Annotated in this window: 19 protein-coding genes; 18 read left to right on the top strand and 1 reads right to left on the bottom strand. The window is 21.7% G+C overall.

Annotated elements, in window-relative coordinates; all coding sequences use genetic code 4:
- Window positions 1-2: 2 nt before the first annotated feature.
- From ftsY to X271_RS02260, 18 genes are all read left to right on the top strand, one after another.
- Window positions 3-1028, top strand: a complete 1026-nt coding sequence (ftsY, locus tag X271_RS02345) for a signal recognition particle-docking protein FtsY (RefSeq protein ID WP_025208869.1) — start codon at window positions 3-5, stop codon at window positions 1026-1028.
- Window positions 1021-1335, top strand: a complete 315-nt coding sequence (locus tag X271_RS02340) for a sigma factor-like helix-turn-helix DNA-binding protein (RefSeq protein ID WP_025208868.1) — start codon at window positions 1021-1023, stop codon at window positions 1333-1335. The genes ftsY and X271_RS02340 overlap by 8 nt, the downstream gene beginning before the upstream one ends.
- A gap of 36 nt (window positions 1336-1371) precedes the next feature.
- A complete protein-coding gene (locus X271_RS02335) occupies window positions 1372-1770 on the top strand; it encodes a phage holin family protein (RefSeq protein ID WP_025208867.1) in 399 nt (132 codons plus the stop codon).
- 33 nt (window positions 1771-1803) lie between these two features.
- Window positions 1804-2718, top strand: a complete 915-nt coding sequence (locus tag X271_RS02330) for a 5'-3' exonuclease (RefSeq protein ID WP_025208866.1) — start codon at window positions 1804-1806, stop codon at window positions 2716-2718.
- A gap of 18 nt (window positions 2719-2736) precedes the next feature.
- Complete coding sequence (gene mutM / locus X271_RS02325) at window positions 2737-3588, top strand: DNA-formamidopyrimidine glycosylase (RefSeq protein ID WP_025208865.1); 852 nt, start codon at window positions 2737-2739, stop codon at window positions 3586-3588.
- The gene (locus X271_RS02320) at window positions 3581-5002 is read left to right on the top strand and encodes an NCS2 family permease (protein ID WP_025208864.1); all 1422 of its coding nucleotides are present in this window, start codon (window positions 3581-3583) and stop codon (window positions 5000-5002) included. The genes mutM and X271_RS02320 overlap by 8 nt, the downstream gene beginning before the upstream one ends.
- A gap of 197 nt (window positions 5003-5199) precedes the next feature.
- Window positions 5200-5742 (top strand): dephospho-CoA kinase, encoded by a 543-nt coding sequence (gene coaE, locus X271_RS03205; protein ID WP_128571657.1) that lies wholly within the window; start codon window positions 5200-5202, stop codon window positions 5740-5742.
- A gap of 14 nt (window positions 5743-5756) precedes the next feature.
- Window positions 5757-6959, top strand: a complete 1203-nt coding sequence (locus X271_RS02310; protein ID WP_025208862.1) for a replication initiation and membrane attachment family protein — start codon at window positions 5757-5759, stop codon at window positions 6957-6959.
- Window positions 6949-7848, top strand: coding sequence for an ATP-binding protein (locus X271_RS03200; protein ID WP_025208861.1), 900 nt, complete (start codon window positions 6949-6951; stop codon window positions 7846-7848). The genes X271_RS02310 and X271_RS03200 overlap by 11 nt, the downstream gene beginning before the upstream one ends.
- A gap of 45 nt (window positions 7849-7893) precedes the next feature.
- Entirely contained in the window at window positions 7894-8175 is a 282-nt protein-coding gene (locus X271_RS02300; protein ID WP_025208860.1) for a zinc ribbon domain-containing protein, read from the top strand.
- A gap of 284 nt (window positions 8176-8459) precedes the next feature.
- Window positions 8460-9128, top strand: coding sequence for a deoxyribose-phosphate aldolase (deoC, locus tag X271_RS02295; protein ID WP_025208859.1), 669 nt, complete (start codon window positions 8460-8462; stop codon window positions 9126-9128).
- A gap of 34 nt (window positions 9129-9162) precedes the next feature.
- Window positions 9163-9876: a YebC/PmpR family DNA-binding transcriptional regulator gene (locus X271_RS02290; RefSeq protein WP_025208858.1), complete on the top strand. Its 714-nt coding sequence runs from the start codon at window positions 9163-9165 to the stop codon at window positions 9874-9876.
- A gap of 2 nt (window positions 9877-9878) precedes the next feature.
- Window positions 9879-11087 (top strand): nicotinate (nicotinamide) nucleotide adenylyltransferase, encoded by a 1209-nt coding sequence (gene nadD / locus X271_RS02285; RefSeq protein WP_025208857.1) that lies wholly within the window; start codon window positions 9879-9881, stop codon window positions 11085-11087.
- A complete protein-coding gene (locus tag X271_RS02280; RefSeq protein ID WP_025208856.1) occupies window positions 11047-12099 on the top strand; it encodes a M24 family metallopeptidase in 1053 nt (350 codons plus the stop codon). The genes nadD and X271_RS02280 overlap by 41 nt, the downstream gene beginning before the upstream one ends.
- A gap of 82 nt (window positions 12100-12181) precedes the next feature.
- Entirely contained in the window at window positions 12182-12751 is a 570-nt protein-coding gene (efp, locus tag X271_RS02275; protein ID WP_038462276.1) for an elongation factor P, read from the top strand.
- A gap of 26 nt (window positions 12752-12777) precedes the next feature.
- A complete protein-coding gene (locus X271_RS02270; RefSeq protein ID WP_025208854.1) occupies window positions 12778-13443 on the top strand; it encodes a deoxynucleoside kinase in 666 nt (221 codons plus the stop codon).
- A 6-nt stretch (window positions 13444-13449) separates the two neighbouring features.
- Entirely contained in the window at window positions 13450-14136 is a 687-nt protein-coding gene (locus X271_RS02265; RefSeq protein ID WP_025208853.1) for a deoxynucleoside kinase, read from the top strand.
- Entirely contained in the window at window positions 14084-14728 is a 645-nt protein-coding gene (locus X271_RS02260; protein ID WP_025208852.1) for a deoxynucleoside kinase, read from the top strand. Before X271_RS02265 ends, X271_RS02260 begins: the two co-directional genes overlap by 53 nt.
- A gap of 5 nt (window positions 14729-14733) precedes the next feature.
- Here X271_RS02260 and X271_RS02255 read toward each other — a convergent pair whose 3' ends face one another.
- Window positions 14734-15156 carry a hypothetical protein gene (locus tag X271_RS02255; RefSeq protein ID WP_025208851.1) on the bottom strand — a complete coding sequence of 141 codons (423 nt, stop codon included), beginning with the start codon at window positions 15154-15156 and terminating at the stop codon, window positions 14734-14736.
- Window positions 15157-15286: the final 130 nt, after the last annotated feature.

Genomic DNA, 15286 nt, shown 5'->3' with positions numbered 1-15286 from the left:
AAATGGCAATATTTAAATTTCTAAAAAAGAAAAAACAAGATCAAGTTTTAGAAAAGATAAAAGAATCTAAGCAAGATCAAATCGAAGAAAAATATCAAAAAGCATTAAAAAAATCTAATCAATCTTTTGCTTTTAGATTAAAAAAATTAGCAGCAAGAAAAGTAAAAATTGATCAAGAATATTTCGATGAACTTCAAAATATTTTAATTTCTGCTGATATTGGTGCAATATATGCAAACAATTTAATTTTAAAACTTAAAGATCACATTAAAGTAAATAAAATTAAAAATGGAAACGAAATTAATCAATTTATCATTGATTATTTATTTGATTCTTATTTAAAAAACGATAAAAAGAAAAAAGATCAAAATATTCTTAATTTAAATTTGAATGATAAATTAAATATTATTTTAGTAATTGGAGTTAATGGAACAGGAAAAACAACATCAATTGCAAAGCTTGCCAATTATTTACAAAAAGATCATAAAAAAGTTTTATTAGCAGCAGCAGATACTTTTCGTGCAGGAGCAGTAGAACAATTAAAAATTTGAGGAGATCGATTAAAGATAAATGTAGTTTCTCCTGATAAAGTAGGACAAGATCCTGCTTCTGTTGTTTATAAAGCTATATTAAAAGGACAAGAGGAAAAAGCAGATGTTTTAATTATTGATACTGCAGGACGATTGCAAAATAAAGCAAATTTAATGCAAGAGCTTCAAAAAATCGATAATGTAATTTTTAAGTTATTAAAAATTAAAGCACAAGAAAAATTATTAGTACTAGATGCAACAATTGGACAAAATGGAATAAATCAAGCTTCAGAATTTAATAAATTATTAAATCTATCAGGAATTATTCTTACAAAAACAGATTCAAGTGCAAAAGGAGGAATTATTATTGCAATTAAGGATGTATTTAATATTCCTGTTAAATTTATTGGAATGGGTGAAAAGATCACTGATTTTGCTGAATTTGATTTAAATCAATATCTTATTGCATTACTTTCTGATCTATTAGAAGATGAATAAAAAGATAAATAAATTATCAAAACTTACAGAGTATTATGATCTCTATAAATTGCTTCTTACAAATTTGCAACAAGAAATATTTGAATTATATTATTTCGAAGATTTTTCGCTTTCTGAAATTGCAAATAATCGTAAAGTAGCACGATCAACAATTCATGATATTTTAAAATCAGTAGAAAAAAATCTTATTCAATTTGAAGATAAATTAAAATTAAATTATCAAAATAAAAAATTGCTTAAATTAATTTTGAAAATTAAAGATCAAGATCTTCAAGATGATTTTTTTAATTTATTAAAAAAATATTAGTTTTATTGATTATAATTTTTGTGATATATTAAAATTATGAATTATGATGTACTTACAGATCAACAATTAATCGAGCAATTAACAGCAAAGAAAATTTCTTTTGATAAGGAAAAAACTAAGCGCGAAGAGATGATTAAATTATTAAAAGATTATGATTTAAAACATCCTAAAAATGAGCAAAATAATTTTGAGCAATATAATCATCAACAAGTAATATATAAAGAAGAAGTTTCTGCTGTTGTAAAAGCAGGAGCAATTATAAATATTGTATTCGGAGTTCTTATAAGTTTTTTTATAATTACTTTGATTTATACAATTCCAGCAATTTATTTTAATGCAACTTTGCTTTCAGGGAATGGTAATTATAAAATTGCAGCAGGAATCTTGGGATTATTTTGCTCATTAATAGGAGGAATATTAGTTTTAGTTGGTTAGTAATTTATCAATTGATAATTAATTAGAAAAGATATGGAAAACAAAGAAATATTATTAATTGATGGAAACTCTTTATTATTTAAATCATTTTTTGGAACACAAAAAATGCTTGAAAATAAAAAAGGCTACAATTCAAAAAATGAACCAGTTAATGCTTTAAGATCGTTTTCATTAATGATTTTAAAATTACAAGAAATTTTTAAAGAAGCACAATCAATTTTTATTGCTTTTGATTCAAAAGAAAAAAAAACATATCGACATCAGTATGATTTTTATAAAGCAACAAGAAAAGAAACACCTAAGGATTTAATTTTACAAATCCCGATGGCTTATCAATTTTTAAAATTATATGGGATAAATGCAGCAAATGATCCTTATAATGAAGCAGATGATCTAATTGGAATTGTTGCAAATAAAGCAAAAAAGGAAAATTATATTGTAAATATTATTACTACAGATAATGATTTTTTGCAATTAGTAGATGAAAATGTAAATATCTATCTTGCAAAAAAAGGAGTACAAGATTTAGAGGAATTTAATATTTTTAATTTTGCAAAAAAACTGAATAATTTAAGTCCAATTCAGATTCCTGATTTTAAATCAATTGCAGGAGATAAATCTGATAATATTTTAGGAATTAAAGGAATTGGTCCACAAGGGGCAATTAAACTTCTAAATTATTATAATAATTTAGAAACAATTATTAAAAATGTTGATAAATTAGAAAATCCTTTAAAAGAGAAGATATTAGAATATAAGGATTTAGCACTAAGAGATAAAAATCTTGCAACAATTAAAATTAAGGATGATCATTTTAAATTTAAATTAAGTGATTTTATATATAAAAAACCAGACAATTTTGCGGATTTAATTAAATTTTTTGAAGAAAAAGAAGTATTTACCTTAGCAAATAAATTTAAAAAATTAGCACTAGAAAATAATAATTAAAATTAGGAGAATTATAAGATGCCCGAATTACCAGAAGTTAATGTTGTTGCAAAACAATTAAGAGCAATTTTACTTAATGATAATCAAAGAATTAATCAAATTAATCTTTATTATCAAAAATCTTTAAGAAATGCAGAAAAAATTGAATTAGAGAATTTAAAAAATTTAAAACCAATTGATGTTTTTCAAATTGCAAAAAATTTAGTAATTGAAACAGAAAGTAAATATCTAATATTACACTTACGAATGGAAGGAAACTTTAAATTTTTAAATAAGGAAGAATTAACAAAAATTGATTTAATCCATACAATTGTAAGTTTTAAATTAAATAATAATAATTGATTATTATTTAATGATCATCGCAAATTTGCAACAATTGATCTATTTGATAATAATAAACAAATTAAAGATAATACATTTTTTAAAAATCTTGGTCCTGAACCTTGAGATATTGATTTTGAAAATTTTTATCAAAAAATAAAAAATAGTAAAAGTACAATTAAGAGTTTATTATTAAGTCAGAAATATATATCTGGATTAGGAAATATCTATGTAGATGAAGTTTTATTTGCTGCTAAAATTCATCCACAAGAGATGACAAAAAATATTGCAAAAAAAGATTTTAAAAAAATTATTGATTCTGCTATTTTAATTTTAAAAGCTTCAATTAGAGATGGAGGATCAACAATTAAAACATTTAAATCTTTTGGGGAAAAAGGAAATTTTCAAAATAAATTAATGGTTCATGGAAAAAAAGGACTTCCTTGTAAAATTTGTAGAACCACAATTGAAAAAATAGTTGTTGCTGGAAGAGGAACATATTTTTGTCCACAAGAACAAGTTTTAAAATATAAAAATTTAAATGTCTAAATATTCTAAATTTTCTCTTAGTAATTATTTTCGTTTGAACGATAATAATACAAATATCAGAACAGAATTAATCTCAGGATTAATTGTTTTTATTTCAATGCTTTATATAATTTTTGTACAAGCTAGTATTTTAGGAGAGGGAATTGATATTTGAAATCAACAAAATCCTGATCAAGTTTTAAATTATAATAAAGGATCAATTATGATTATTACAGCAATAGTTGCTGCCTTTGCAACAATTATAATTGGAATTTATGCAAATTTTCCGGTTGGAATAGCTTCAGGGATGGGAGTAAATGCCTTTATTGCATATAATGCTATGCCTTTAATTGGACCTTTTGCTAGTTATCTTGCAATTTTAATTTCAGGAATATTTTTGATGATAGTTGCTTTTACAAAAACACAACAGAGATTTTTGAGGGCAATCCCTGATGATTTAAAATTAGCAATTACCGTAGGAATAGGAGCTTTTATTTTTTATGTAGGACTTTATAATACAGGAATTATAGTACCTGGAGAAGGAACTCCTACAATGCTCGGTGATCTTTATAATTGAGTTACTTTTGTTAGTTTGCTTACGCTTATTTTTACAGCAATTTTATGAGCAAATAATATAAAAGGAGCAATTCTCTATGGGATAATTTTTTCAATTATTATTGGTTTATTTATTAATTTGATTTTAAATTTTACTTCTGAAATAAATCAAGAATTACCATGGGTTGATTTTAATTTTTCAGGTTATAAAGATTCTTTTACAGGAATTTCTGATTTTAGTTTTTTATTTTGAGATGCCCTTACAGATAGTTCTACTTGAAAAGATATTAATTTTTATATTATTATTTTTATTTTATTTTTAATTTCGCTACTTGATAGTTCGGGAACAATTTTTATGATTGAAAAAGAATTAGAAGATGATCCAAATTATCAAGTTGATCCGAAAAAAAGTAATAAGACTTTTTTTGTAAATTCAACTGCAATTGCAGCAGGATCACTTATAGGATCTACAAACACAATTGTATTTGCAGAATCTGCTACAGGAGTTGCTTATGGAGGAAAAACAGGATTAACCTCACTTACTACAGGAATTTTATTTTTACTTATTATTCCAATCATTCCTCTTACTATTCCTCTTATTACGGATTCAGTTACAATTGGAGCATTATTTGTTGTTGGATTTTTGATGTTTAAAAATATTACAAAAATTAATTTAAAAGATTCTGCAATATTAGTTGCTAGTTTTTCAATTATTATTTTTTCAATTCTTACTTATTCAATTGGAGATGGAATTATTTTGGGATTAATTATTTATGCATTTATGATGATTTTTACAAAAAGATGAAAAGAATTAGATTGAATTTTTGCATTAATTACTCCTATTTTAATTTTATTTATTGTCCTCGAAAGTACAATTTAATATTTATCTTTTGAAATAATTTTAATTATAAAAATTTCTAAATATTTATTATCAATTCTGACTTACCCCAATAAATTAATAATTTTTTTAATCTAGTAAATTTATAATGTTAAATTATTTAAATTATTTAATTTGTTTATTAAATTAATTATTATATAATTAAAGATATTTTTTGAATTGAGAAAATTTATATTGAAATGATTATAGTATTAGTAGGTTCACCTTTTTCAGGGAAAACAACAGTTTTAAAAAAATTACAAGAAAATAATATTAAAGTTTTTCATGCAGATTCTTTTGTTAGAAAAATTTATACAAAAGATCATGAAGGGTATTTTTTAATTAAAAAATATTTTGGTGATCAATTTGTAAATGAAAAAGAAGTAGATCGAAAAAAATTAGGTTTATTTGTTACAAAGGATAAAGAACAATTACAAAAATTAAATGAAATTATTCACCCAGTAATAAAAAATTATCTTGAAAATAAGGATAATTATGTTGCAGAATTACCAATTATTTCATCTTCTCCAATTAGATTTAAATATGATAAATTAATTTTAATAAAAGCTGATAAAAAAGAAATTATCAAAAGAGCAAAAGATAATAAATCTTATTATCCTTTTATTGAAGAAATGATTAATAAATGAGATAATTTAAGTGTTAAATTTGATTATGTAATTGATACAACAAATAATATTAAAAATAAAGATATAGAATATATTAAAAATTTATTCAAAAAATAATATAAAAGATAATTATGAAAAAATTTAAATACAATTCTAGTTATAAAGTTCACCTTAATTATTCTTATGCAATTTTAATTGAACCTTTTTTTAAATATACTTATTCTTTACTTTTGGGAAAAAAAGGTTTATTTTTATTTTATTTTTTACTAGCTGAAAGTGAAAATAAATTAATAAATAATTTATTTGTACCATCAGCTAGAATAGCTGATAGTTTAAATTTAAATCAAAATGAATTAATTGAAGCTTTTTCAGTAATTGAGAAATTAAATTTATTAAATATATATTTTGATCGAATTAAAAACAGATATATTTATGAATTAATAAAACCACTTGATTGTGAATTATTTTTTCAAAACACTTATTTTGCAAATCTTTTGATTGCTAAAATTGGAAAAGAAAATTATGATCTCAATTTAAAATTTTTACAAGAAAAATTTTTAGAAAAAAAAGATAATGATAATTTTGAATTAATTAATGATTTTTCATCTAATATTAATCAAGAAAAAGATAATTATTCTTATTTGAATCAAGAAAAAGATAATTATAACTTTAGTATGTTATATTTGCTTTTAAAGCAAAAAGGAATTAAATATGAAAATTTTTTTGATTTTAAATTTAAAAAATTATTAAATGAATATATAAATATTTATAAATTAGATAATTTTGAATTTGCAAGAATTATTTCGGAGGCATATGATTTTTCTAATGGATTTAATTTAGAGAAATTTAATAAAATAATAATTAATAATTATAAAAGAAGGATTTTAAATAATTATTATGATTCTTTTTTAGAAAAAGAAAAATTAAAATGAAAACATTTGCAAATTATCACACCTGAGAAATTTTTATTAAATTTATTAAATATTGATAGTTTAATTAATTCTCATCAAAAATTAATTATAATTTTAAGGGAAAAATATAATTTTTCTGATTATTTTATAAATATTTTATTAGATTATTCTTATTTAGTAAATAATCATCAAATTGTAAAAAATTATATTTTAAAGATAGCCGACTCAATCAAAAAAGAAAATATTAATGATCCAATTTATTTAATCAATTATTTAAAACAAAGTTTTCGTTTTAAAAATGATTATCTTATTAAAACAAGAGAGATCAAGAAAGAAGATTTAAATATTATCAAATCTTTAGATAATATTCCTTTAGAACATAAAAGTTTTTTTAAAGATATATTAATAAAAAATGAAAAATAATTCAGAATACTTATTAGAAAAAATAGAAAAAATAGACAAGAATTTATTTTTAGAAATACAAAAAAATAATATTTCTGAACAAGAAATTCTTAAAAATCAAAATATTTTATTAAAATATATTGATCAATATGAAGAAAAAAATGATAACCTTAAAAAATATAATTTAAATCTTTCAATTGAAAATCAACAATTTGTTTTTAATTTTTCGATAAAAGATGTGGATCGAAATAAAGAATTAATTATTAGTAAAATTTCAGGTAATTATTATTTTTCTCTTCCTGATAAATATAATTATTTAATTGATATTGATAAAGATATTTATTGAACAAAAGAGCGAATTGTTTTACAAAAAAATCTCTTTGAGATTTTGAATAAATTAAAAAATAAAAAAAGAGGTAAGGGTCTTTGGATTTCTGGTGATTTTGGTGTTGGCAAAAGTTATATAATGATTGCTTTTTTAAATTTTGTTGCAAAAAATTTAAATCTTAAAGTAGCTTATATTTTTTGACCTGATTTTATTATTGATTATCAGAATAATATCTCTTCTAATACAAGTGAAATTTCTAGTGCCCAGAAATTTAATTATTTGAAAAATGCAGAGGTTTTAGTAATTGATGATATCGGGGCAGAAAAATCAAATAGTTGAATTCGCAATAATTTTTTACTTCCGATTGTAAATCATCGATTAGAAGCAAATAAATTAACTTTTTTTGTTTCAAATTATTCATTAAAACAATATCAAATGATTCTTAAAAATGAAATTGGAAATAAAAAGCAACAAGATTTATTTGAAAATAAAAATATAATGCGAATAATAGAAAGAATAAAAGGATTGTTGTACGGAGAAATTATTTTAAAAGGAAAAAATTATCGTGATTTTATAAATTAATTTATTATAATTAATTTATATTTTTAATTAAGAAAAGGATAAAAAATGAGTAATCAAAAAATTTGCCAATCATGTGGAATGCCTTTGAAAAGGGATAAAAACGGTCCAGCAAAAGAAAAAGATGGATCACCATCTGAAAAATACTGTTCATATTGTTATAAAAATGGAGAATTTACAAGTCCAAATTTTACTGTAAAAGATATGCAAGATAAAAATGCAGAAGAAATGAAGAAAAAACATTTTCCAAAATTTATGATAAATATGTATAATAAAAAACTTCCAGAACTTGAAAGATGAAGCGAAACTGCTTCAGAACCACAACAATAAACTTTAAAATAAAATTTGTTTTTTTATAAATTTTATGCTAAAATAATATTTGATTGGGAAGTAGAATAATAGACAATCATAAGATAGTAGAATTTAGACATTAGACTTTAGAATGAAGAATTGATGACTCAATCAAAGAGATAAGTACTAAAAAATTTAGAAATAGCCATAAACTCCGGTTTGTGGCTTTTTATTTTCTTAAAATTATAATGATTGTTAATTTATGTATAATCTTATTAATATAAGATTATTTTTACTAAAAGTTATAAAGGTTAGGTATTAAAATGGAAAAAAATATAAATGAATATATAGATCATACTTTACTAAAAAGAGATGTATTAACAAAAGAAATTGATCAAGCGATAAATGATGCAATAAAATATAAATTTAAAGGTTTATGTATTGCTCCTTTTTGAGTTTCTCATGTCCAAGAAAAATTACATAAAAATAATGTTTTAGTTGTTACTGTAATTGGATTTCCTTATGGGCAACAATCAGCAAGAACAAAAGCATTTGAAGCAAAACAAGCAATCAAAGATGGGGCGGATGAACTAGATTTTATTATTAATGCAAGTAAGCTACATGAAAAAGATCAAGATTATCTTCGTAAAGAATTAGCTTTATTAAGAAAAATAACAAAAAATAAAATAATTAAATTAATAATTGAAACAGGACTTTTAAATAAAGAAGAAAAAGAATTAGCTACAAAATTAGGAGTAGAGGCTGGATTTAATTTTATTAAAACATCAACAGCTGTTAATACTAGTGGAGCGACAGTGGAAGATGTAAAACTTATGAAAAAAATAATTGATGGAAGAGCAAAAATAAAAGCTTCAGGAGGAATCAGAACTTTAAATCAAGCAGAAGAATTAATAAAAGCTGGAGCAGATAGACTTGGAACATCTAATGGAATTGATATTGTAAAAGGATTAGAAGGCAAGAGTTCATATTAAAATAAACTATTGATAAGGTTAAAAATTAATTATTATGTCTGGACATTCAAAATGAGCAAATATTAAGCATAAAAAAGCAGCACAAGATACAAAAAGATCAAATCTTTTTCAAAAATTTGCAAAAGAGATTTTAGTTGCAATTAAACAAGGGGGAAATGATCCAACAAAAAATGCTCGTTTAAGATTAGCAATTGAAAAAGCAAAAGCAAAAAATATGCCGAACGATAATATTAAAAAATTATTATCGAAAAATGAAAAAGATGGAAAAAATTTTACAGAAGTAACTTATGAAGGTTATGGCCCAAATGGTGTTGCTTTTTTAGTGGAATGTCTTACTGATAATCTTAATCGAACTTCTGCTTTTGTAAAGGCTGTATTTAATAAATTAGGAGGAAATTTGGGAACAACAGGATCTGTTTCTTATTTATTTGATGTAAAAGGACAAATTGTATTAGATCAAGAAAAATATAATCCAGACCAAGTTTTTGCAAAATTATTAGATTTAGATATTATCGATTTCTTAAATGAAGATAATGTAATAGTTATTGAAGTATCACCTGCTAATTTAATTAAAACAAAGGAATCATTAGAGAAAGCAAAAATTACAGAATTTTTATCTTCTGAAGTTTTAAAAATTCCTAAATCTTATATTAATTTATCAGAAAAGAATCTTGAAAAAGTTGAAAAATTAATAGATATATTAGAAGACAATGATGATGTACAAAATGTATATACAAATTTAGGATAAAAATGAAAATAGGAATATTGGGAGGAACTTTTAATCCTTTTCATAAAGGACATATTAATATTGTAAGAAATATAAAAAAAGAATTTGGATTAAAACAAATTTGAATAATTCCTACTTATATTACTGTTGATAAAAGTTTTTCAATTGAAAATATTTCTGCAAAAGATCGATATAAAATAATAAAATATACTCTTAAAAAATTAAAAATTAATTGAATAAAATTAATCGATATTGAAATTAAAAATCATAATATTTCATATACTTATGATACTTTATTAAAATTGAATACAAAATATCCAGAAAAACAATTTTATTTTATTATGGGAGAAGATCGTTATCGAACTTTTCATACTTGATATAGATATAAAGATATTCAAAATCTAGCAAATATTATTGTTTATAGACGTTTCATAAATGGATCTTGTCATAATAAAAATATTGATGAAAAATATATTGAATTTTTTGATGAAATTATATATGATATTTCATCTACTGATATTTTACAAAATTTAAGGTGAGATGAGCTTTTAGAGCCAACAAAAAAATATATTTCAAAAAAATATTTCTATTTGAAAACAATTGTTTTCAACAATTTGAAATTTAAAAGATATCAACACTCTGTTTCTGTTGCTTCGCATGCTAAAAGATTAGCAAAAGAAAATAAATATTACAATTGAAAAAGAGCTTATTATGCTGGTTTAATTCATGACCTTTTTAAATATCATTCTAAGAATTTTTTAATTGAATATGTAAAAAAAAATTTAAAAGCAAATGAAGAATTACCCCCATTTCCTGCAATGCATGGATATGCTTGCTCTTATTGATTAGAAGAAATGTATAAGATGAAAGATAAGAAGTTTTTAAAAGCAATAAAAAAACATACAACAGCATCAAAAAAAATGTCTAAATTAGATAAAATAATTTATGTTGCTGATAAAATTGCTTCTGATCGCAAAGGGAGAGAAATTGGACAAGAAAGAAAACAAGCATATAAAAACCTTGATTTTACTTTTGAAAAACTATTAAGAAAACAAGTTGAAAGATTAGTAGAAAACGGAATTAAATTTGAAAATTTGGATAAAAATACAAAAGAAGCTTATATTCATTATGTTTTAAAAATTAAAGGAAAAAAAGCTTTAAAAAATTATTATTATAATACAAAAAATAATCATGAAAATCAATGAAAATCACTTAAAAAAAATAATAAATAATAAAAATATTTGATTTACAAATCCTGAAGATGTTTATTATCTTACATCATTTAAATCAACTAATTTAAGTTTATTTTATATTAATAAAAATTGATATGCAATTACCGATGATAGATATTTTAAAAGAGCACAGGAAAAATTAAAAAAAATAAATGTTTTAAATGCAATTACTTTACCTTTTAAAAATATTTTAATTCCAGAAATATTAAAATCAGGAAAACCATTATCAGTAGATGATGAATTTTTAAGTTTAAAAGAATTTAATTATCTTAAAGCTAATTATCCTTTACTTAAAATTAAGGGTGAATCATTTAATTATATGCGAATGATTAAAGATGATGAAGAAATTGCTTTAATTAAAAAAGCTTGTTTAATTACTGATCAAATTTATAAAGGAATTTTACAATATATAAAAGCAGGAAGAACAGAAAAAGATGTAAAACAAAAACTTTTAAAATTATTAATTGAATATAAGGATTGTGAATCAGCTTTTTCTCCAATTATTGCAGCAGGAAAAAATAGTTCAAATCCTCATATTGAACCAACAAATTATACGATTAAAAAAGGAGATCTTGTTACAATTGATTTTGGAGTTAGTTATAAGGGTTATAAGTCAGATATGACAAGGACTATTTTAATTGGTAAAAATGTAACTAAAATGCAAACAAAAATCTTTAATCTTGTTAATTATGGTTTAAATAAAGCGATTGAAGCTATTAAACCAGGAATAGAAATTAAAAAAATTGATGAAATTGTAAGAACAATTTTTAAGCAAGAAGGTTATGAAAAATATTTTATTCATGCATTAGGACATGGAGTTGGTTTAAATATTCATGAAGCCCCAACTGTAAGTTCTAATACAAATTTAACTTTAAAAAAAGGAATGATAATAACAATTGAACCAGGAATATATCTTCCAAATGAATTTGGAGTAAGAATAGAACAAGATATTTTAGTAACAGAAAATGGATATGAAATTTTAAATGATTCTCCAATCCAATTAAAAATATAATAGAATTATTATATTTTTTAAATTTAATTTAAAATGTAATAATAATTTTATCTTTATCATTAATAAATACATAGGAGAAAGTATGGCTGAGCAAATTAATGTAAATGATTTTAAGCAAGGAATTACTTTTTTAAGAAATAATCAAGTTTATCAAGTAATTGAAGCAAATCATGCAAAATCAGGTCGTGGGCAAGCCCACGTAAAAGTAAAAGCAAAAAATCTTTTTACAAATTCGTTGCAAAATATAACATTTGTTGGTGGGGAAAAAGTAGAAAAAGCTTATATTCTAAAAAAATCAATGCAATTTCTTTATTTTGAGGGAAATAAAGCTTTTTTTATGGATAATAAAAATTTTGATCAAATTGAAATAAATGATCAAAAAATAGAAAAAAATCGTGATTTTTTAGGAATTGAAACAACTTTAAATTTATTATTTTTTGAAGATCATTTAATAGATATTGAGATTCCTAAAAATATTATATTAGAAGTTATTGAAACTACTGATGCTATAAAAGGTGATACAGTAACAAACGCAACTAAAAAAGCAAAATTAGAAACAGGTCTTGAAATAGATGTTCCTCAGTTTATAAACATTTCTGATAAAGTTTTGATAAATACAGAAACAAAAAAATATATTTCTAAACTTTCATAAATAAAAAAATAGGAGAAAAGATTATTATGCGAATTGTAATTTCTGGAACAGTTGGTGTTGGGAAATCAACTGTATCTGAACTATTATTTAAAAAATTAAAAAAAACAAATCACTTAAATTTATTGAAGGAAGAGACTGTTAGATCAATTTATCTTGATTATTATTATAAAGATCCACAAGAATGAGCATTTATTTCTCAACTAGATTTCTTATTAGGAAGATTTAAACAGTGATTATTAGATGAAAAAAAGCGTGAACTTTTTGTAAAAAATAATAAAAATAATTATATTACTCTTTATGATCGTCATTTTCTTGATGATTATGTATTTGCTGAATTACACACAATTAAGGAAAATATTTCTAATATAAATTCAATTACTTATCAAGCAATTTATAAAGAATTAATTGATAAAATGAATTTTTTGAATGCAAGACCAGATTATTTCTTTTTGCTTACAGCAGATTTTAATACTGTAATTGAAAGATTTAGAGATCGAAATCGAAAAGCAGAAAAAGATGTTGATTTAGAATATTGAAAAGATCTTTTTCATAATTATTATAAAAGACCAATGATTCAAAATCATTTTAAAAGAAATGTTGAAAAATTTATTGTAATTGATACAAATAATAAAACCCCAGAAATTGTAATGGAAGAGATTTTAAATTATCTTAAAAAAGAAAAAAATATATAAATATTTATGGACATAATTATTAGTGGAACAGTTGGTGTTGGAAAATCAACTATTTCGAAAATGCTTTATCTTAAATTTAAAAAGGATTTAAATTTAAAAGTAAATTTAATAAAAGAAATTGCAGATGAAAACCCTTATCTTGATTTTTATTATAAAAATAAAGAAGAATGATCTTTTCTTACACAAATTGATTTTTTAAGAATGAGATTTAAATCTGTTTTTATTAATAATAATGATGATTATATTAATATTTATGATCGTCATTTTCTTGATGATTATGTTTTCTCTTCCCTTTCGCTAATAAAAGAATCAATGTCTTCTTTTAATTTTAATATCTATAAAAGAATAAATCAAGAATTATTAGAAAGAATAAATTATCGTAAACAAAAAATTTATTTTTTCTTGCTTATAAGTGATTTTGAAACAACTCTTTTAAGAATTAAAAAAAGAGGAAGAGAATCAGAGCAAGATTTAAAACTTAATTTATATTGAAGAAGTCTCTATCAAAAATATTATCAAGATTCTGAAATTAAAAATTATTTCAAAAAAAATAGTGATTATTTTTTCTTAATAAATGCTGATCAAGCGAAGGGAAAAATTTTAGATGATATTTTAAAAATAATAAAAAAAGGAAAGTATTATGAAGATAGTTATCAGTGGAACAACTGGAGTTGGCAAAAGCACAACTGTTAATAATTTAAAAAATTACTATCAGCGAAAAGGAAAAAAAGTAATCATTATGGGAGAAATATTAATTGAATCTCCATATTTTGATCTTTATTTTAATGATTTTATAAATTGAAGTTTTCTTGCTCAAATAGATTTTTTATTTGAAAGATTTCATCAATTTATAGAAGTTGAACAAAAATACAAAAATGATAAAAATATAATTATTATTTATGATCGTCATTTTATTGAGGATAAAATTTTTTCTGAATTAAGACTAATTAAAAAAACAAGATCAGATAAATTAGGAAAAGCTTATAAACAAATTTATAATTCAATGCTTGATAAAATTAATTTGTTTGAAAAACCTGATTTTTTTATTGTTCTTCGTGCTTCTTTTGATGTAATTATGAAAAGAATGGAAAAAAGAAATAGAGAACAAGAGAAAAAATTTGATCGAGAATATTGACAGGACTTATATTATCGATATTATGCAAAAAAAGCAAATAAAGATATTTTTCGTAAATATTCAAAAAAATATCTTGAACTTGATACAGATTATCTTGCTATTAATGAAGTTACAAAAAAAATTATTAAATATATAAATAAAAGAATTTAATATTATTAGTAGCTAATTTTTCTAAATTCAATTTTTCTTCATTTTTTATTACTCATCCTACGATGTGTAATAATATCATTTAAATTTATATTAAAATTATCAATTGTTTTTTGTGGAAGAATATAAAGAAATTTAGCATTTTTAAAACCCTTTGTAAAACTATTTGTTTTAAAGTTTTTTTCTAAATGGAAAATATGATTATCTCAATCTGTAAAAATAATATCTAATTTTTCATTTATTAAAAAAGAATTAAATCCCTTTGGATTAAAAATAAAATAGCCAAAATTTGGAGGGAATTCCTTAATCTTAATTAAATTATTTTTATAATCAGTAAAATTTATAATTCTTGTTAAATATATTTCTGTATTTTTATTTTTTACAAAAAAATAATATCTTGTTTTGTTGTTATGAATTTTTTTAAAAGCCATTATAATAAATCATTATTTTTAAAATTATATCTTTTAATAATAAATTATATTTATTTGCCTATTTGTTTTAAAATATATTTGTAATATTAATTTTAGATTATTAAATAAGGAGAAAATTAAAAGATTTATT

It is taken from the genome of Candidatus Hepatoplasma crinochetorum Av (assembly GCF_000582535.1).
In the GTDB taxonomy this organism is placed as follows: domain Bacteria; phylum Bacillota_I; class Bacilli_A; order Mycoplasmatales; family Hepatoplasmataceae; genus Hepatoplasma; species Hepatoplasma crinochetorum.
Note: the sequence above shows the minus strand (reverse complement) of the source record. Positions and strands in the feature narration are given on the sequence as shown.